We start from the raw sequence: 4,661 nt of genomic DNA, 5'->3' as shown, positions 1-4,661 counted from the left end.
TCGACTATCTGGTGACCGGTGGCCGACGGGACCTGATCGACCTGGCCAGGTACGAGGTGTTGCGGTTGGAGTTGCTGTACGACCCGGCGGCCACCCTGGCGGCCGAGCGCGCGGCCGCCGCGCCGGGCGGGTCGAATCTCGGCGCGCACGTCCGGCTGGCCGAGTTCGACTCCGACGTGGTCGCCCAGCACAACGAGTGGCTGCGCACCGGTGTCGCTCCGCACGACACCCTGCGCAGCCCTGCTCGCATCGCTCTCGTCAAGGTCGCCGGGCGCAACGCCCTGGCCTGCTATCGCCTCGGCGAACAGGCTTACCGCGTGCTGCGGTCCGGCGCGCCGTATCCCCCGGAGGCCGAGCCGGTGGCGCGGTTCGCCAGGCAGGAAAGGCTTTTCGACGGGAACGGGGCGCGCTGATGCGCATCTGCGCGGTCATGAAATACCCGCCCATCCAGGGTGGCGTGAGCGCGCACTGTTACTGGATGGCGCGCGCGCTCGCCGAACGCGGTCATCAGGTCGACGTGGTGACCAATGCGGACGAGGTCGAGGACGACTATCGAATATTCCTCGACGACAACGATTTCGGCCGCCTCGAGGCGACGTTCCCGAACGGCGGTGCGGTGCGGGTGATCTCGACCGGGCGCTGGGAGCGCGCCCGCGCCTACATCCCGGCCGCGAATCCGTTCGCGACCAAGCTCGCCGCCTTGGCCACGGAGGAGATCCGGCTGCACGGCGCGGATCTGGTGTTCTCGGCCTATCTGGAGCCCTACGGGCTGAGCGCGCATCTGGCCGCGTCCTGGACCGGCGTACCGCACGTCGTCCAGCACGCCGGGAGCGATCGAACGCGGCTGCTCGACCATCCCGAGCTGGGCCAGGCCTATCGGGAGGTGCTGCGGCGCGCGGAAGTCGTTGTCGGCGACCGAAATCTCACTGGGCTCGGCATCCCGCTCGACCGCATCGCGCCCATACCGCGCGCGTCGCTGCCGCCGGAGTTCGCGCCGGACGGTCCGGTGGCCGACCTCTCGGCGCTCGTCGCCCGGCTCAGCGGCGAACCGTGGGTGCGCAACACCGCGCCGCTGGATCCCGGGGTCGCCACGATCGGCGTCTACGGCAAACTCGGTGTCGCCAAAGGCTCCTACGATCTCGTTCAGGCCCTGGCCCGGTTGCGCGGGCGCGGGCTGCGCTTCAACTTCCTGGTCATGGCGGGCGGCGCCGAGCGCGGGCGGTTCCTCGGCGCGGTGGACGAACTCGGGCTCACCGACGTGACCTGGACGCTGCCGTTCCTGCCGCACTGGCGGGTTCCCGAGGTGCTGCGGGCCTGCACGGCGGTGTGCGGCCTGGAGCGGGATTTCCCGGTGGAGGTGCACCGGCCCGGACTGCCGATGGAGCTGCTCAGCACCGGCACCTGCGCGGTGCTGTCGGCGGAAGTCGTTCGCACCCAACCGTATTGGCCGCAGCTGCGGGACAGCGCGCGGGTCGTCGAGGATCCCCGTGATATCGATGCGCTGGCTGAGGTCCTCGCCGAGGTGATCGAGGACCCGGCGGCCGCGGTCGAGTTCGGACGGCAGGGCGCGCAGCGAATTCCCTTGGCGGGCAAAGACGAACTGGGCACTGTGTACGAGGCGATCTTCGAGGCCGCCGTGCACGGCGCGCCGAGCGCAGCGGCCGGCTCGCCGCTTCCGCTGCTGCGCAAGCACATGCCGTCGACCCTGGCCCTGCTCGACGGCCGAGTCGAACGGTTGCTGGCACGAACGGCGCCGATCGGCGTGCTGGAATTCGCGGCGCTGTTGAACGAATCGGCTAGAGAAGCAACGGATCTGGGCTATCCAATCGACACCGTGTGCGAAGTCATCAGATTCGAGCGGCTGCGCCTGTGGCTCGCGGTCGACGCGGACCACGACGCGGTCCAGCCCGCCTTCGCCCGATCCCCCGGCGCACGCCGCGACGCCGATCTCGGCCGGTTACGCCCCGAACGCAGCGCCCTGCTCCGCATCGAGGAGTTCGCCCTCGACGTGGACGCCCTCACCACCCGCGGTGAGATCGTGCGCGGCGGACCGTGGCTGTGCGCGTTCCACAAGCGACCTAGCCTCAAAGGCCGCGTCTTCCGCCTCACGACGGCCACCCGCGACCTGCTCGACCTGTGCGACGGCACCAGAACCGTCGACGAACTCGCCGCCCTCGCCGAGCGTGCGCACGGCGCGGCGCCGGCCGCCGTACGAAACTTGTTGCGCCGATTCGCCATCGAGCACGTCGTGCAGCTGCGCTAGATCTCCCGGCACATCCGAGCGGAATATTCGACCGTGCGGCGACGGTTGGTCCCCGCATGCAGATAGGAATCAACACCTTCGTCACCGACGAGGGCATCAGCGGTCCACAGCTCGGCCCGGCGCTCGAGGAGCGGGGGTTCGATTCCCTGCTGCTCGCGGAGCATTCGCACATCCCGGCGAGCCGGGAGACCCCCTACCCTGGCGGCGGCGACCTGCCCCGCGTCTACTACCGCGTCGAGGACCCGTTCGTCACCCTGGCCGCCGTGGCGTCGGTCACCCGGACGCTGCTGCTCGGCACCGCCGTCACGCTGCTGATCCAGCGCGACGTCATCCACACCGCCAAGCAGGCCGCGACGCTCGACCGAATCTCCAACGGCCGCTTCCTCTTCGGCGTCGGAGCGGGCTGGAACCGCGAGGAGATGGCCAATCACGGCACCGACCCGCGCACCCGCGGCGCCCTGCTCGACGAGCAGGTGGCGGCCATCCGCGAGATCTGGACCGAGGACCTCGCCGAATACCACGGCCAGTACGTCGATTTCGACCCGATCTACTCCTGGCCCAAGCCCGTGCAGCGGCCGCACCCGCCGATCTTCGTCGGCGGCGGACCGGCCGCGGTGCAGCGCGCGATCCGGCACGGCGTCGGCTGGTTCCCCCTGGCCGTGCCCGACGCCGCCGCGGTACCCGCGCAGCTCGCCGAGCTCGACGGGCACGACCTGCCGGTCACGGTCGTGGGCGCGGCGCCCGACCTCGCCCTGCTCGACGCCTACGCCGAGGCGGGGGTACAGCGGGTGAGCCTCACGCTGCCGACCCTGCCCGAGTCGGAAACCCTGGATAAACTGGACGAATACGCCAAAATCACGGACCGCTACCTGTCCGCGCGGTAACCGGAGGTTCGCTCCGCGCCGCTTGGTTCCCGCGCCTTCGGTCCCCAGTCGCGGCATGTTCACTGCCCAGTTGCCTCCGACGGACACTATCGCCTGTGGTTATAGCGACCGAGCATGTCGAGAGGAACACTGTGCCACAGGTAGGGTCGGGTTTTCCGAGACGGCGGTTCATCGGCGGGGCGCTGGGCGCGGCGGCGCTGGGCGGCGGGCTGCAGGCCTTGCCCGCGGGCATGGCCGAGGCGCTCGCCGCGCCCCAGCGCCGAGGGGCGTTGAGCGACGTCGAGCACGTGGTGATCCTGATGCAGGAGAACCGCTCGTTCGACCACTACTTCGGCACGATGCGCGGCGTTCGCGGGCTCGCCGACGCGAGCGTCGTGGTCGGGGCCGACGGCCGCGACGTCTACCACCAACCGGACGCGGGCCGGCCCGACGGCGGCCATCTGCTGCCCTTCCACGTCGACACGGCGGTGGTCGACGGCCAGGACCTCGGCGACCTGCCGCACGGCTGGGACGATCAGCACCGCGCCATCCGCGGCGGCTGGAGCGACGGCTGGACCGCAGCGAAGGGCGAGATGGCCATGGGCTACTTCACCGCCGCCGACATCCCCTTCCATCGCGCGCTTGCCGACGCGTTCACCGTCTGCGACCACTACTTCTGCTCCGTCCTCGGGCCGACCACGCCCAACCGGCTCTACCACTGGACCGGAACCATCGACCCCGCGGGGCAGTACGGCGGCCCGGCGATCGGCAACCCGCCCGACTACCGGCCGGTGTACCGCTGGAAGACCTATCCGGAACGGTTGCTGGACAAGGGAATCAGCTGGAAGGTCTACGCCAACGACGAGGTGGGCGACGACGGCGCGCACCCCTTCGCCGGCGACTACGGCGACAATCCGCTGTGGTTGTTCGACGCCTACCACGATCCGCGCAACACCGAACTCGCCGCGCGGGCAAAGGTATTCGGCGCGCAGAACTGGAAGCCCGACTCCGGGCAGGGCAAGCAGGTCGGCCACGTGCTCGCCGACTTCCTCGCCGACTGCTCCGGCGGGCGCCTGCCCCAGGTCTCCTGGATCGTCGCACCATACGGATACTCCGAGCATCCCGCCGCCCGGCCCGTCGACGGCGCCGCCTATACCCAGGCGGTGCTGAAAGCGTTGTGGGGCAACCAGAGTTTGTGGAACTCGACCGCCCTGCTGATCAACTTCGACGAGAACGACGGGTTCTTCGATCATGTGCCGCCGCCGATGGCGCCGCCCGGCACGCCCGGTGAGTACGTCAACGGCCAGCCCATCGGCCTGGGTCCCCGCGTGCCCATGCTGGTGATCTCACCGTGGAGCCGCGGCGGGTGGGTGAATTCGCAGGTGCACGACCACACCTCGGTGATCCGCTTCCTGGAGAAGTGGACCGGGGTCGAGGAGCCCAATATCTCCGCGTGGCGGCGATCCATCTGCGGCGACCTCACCGGCTGCTTCGATTTCGCCAAGCCGAGCACCTCGGTGCCGATGCTGCCGACG

The 4,661-nt window shown here is 70.2% G+C and carries 4 protein-coding genes; all 4 read left to right on the top strand.

Annotated elements, in window-relative coordinates; all coding sequences use genetic code 11:
- Nucleotides 1–413, top strand: a 413-nt coding sequence (locus ON39_RS34690) for a hypothetical protein (RefSeq protein WP_040740536.1), incomplete at its 5' end; no start/stop codon positions are given.
- Nucleotides 413–2,263, top strand: a complete 1,851-nt coding sequence (locus ON39_RS34685) for a glycosyltransferase (RefSeq protein ID WP_040740535.1) — start codon at nt 413–415, stop codon at nt 2,261–2,263. The genes ON39_RS34690 and ON39_RS34685, both read left to right, overlap by 1 nt.
- Before the next feature lie 56 nt (nt 2,264–2,319).
- Entirely contained in the window at nt 2,320–3,147 is an 828-nt protein-coding gene (locus ON39_RS34680; RefSeq protein ID WP_040740534.1) for an LLM class F420-dependent oxidoreductase, read from the top strand.
- A 131-nt stretch (nt 3,148–3,278) separates the two neighbouring features.
- Nucleotides 3,279–4,661, top strand: a 1,383-nt coding sequence (locus ON39_RS34675) for an alkaline phosphatase family protein (RefSeq protein ID WP_040740533.1), incomplete at its 3' end; no start/stop codon positions are given.

Origin of the sequence: Nocardia tenerifensis NBRC 101015, from assembly GCF_000308715.1 — a bacterium.
Lineage (GTDB): Bacteria > Actinomycetota > Actinomycetes > Mycobacteriales > Mycobacteriaceae > Nocardia > Nocardia tenerifensis.
Note: the sequence above shows the minus strand (reverse complement) of the source record. Positions and strands in the feature narration are given on the sequence as shown.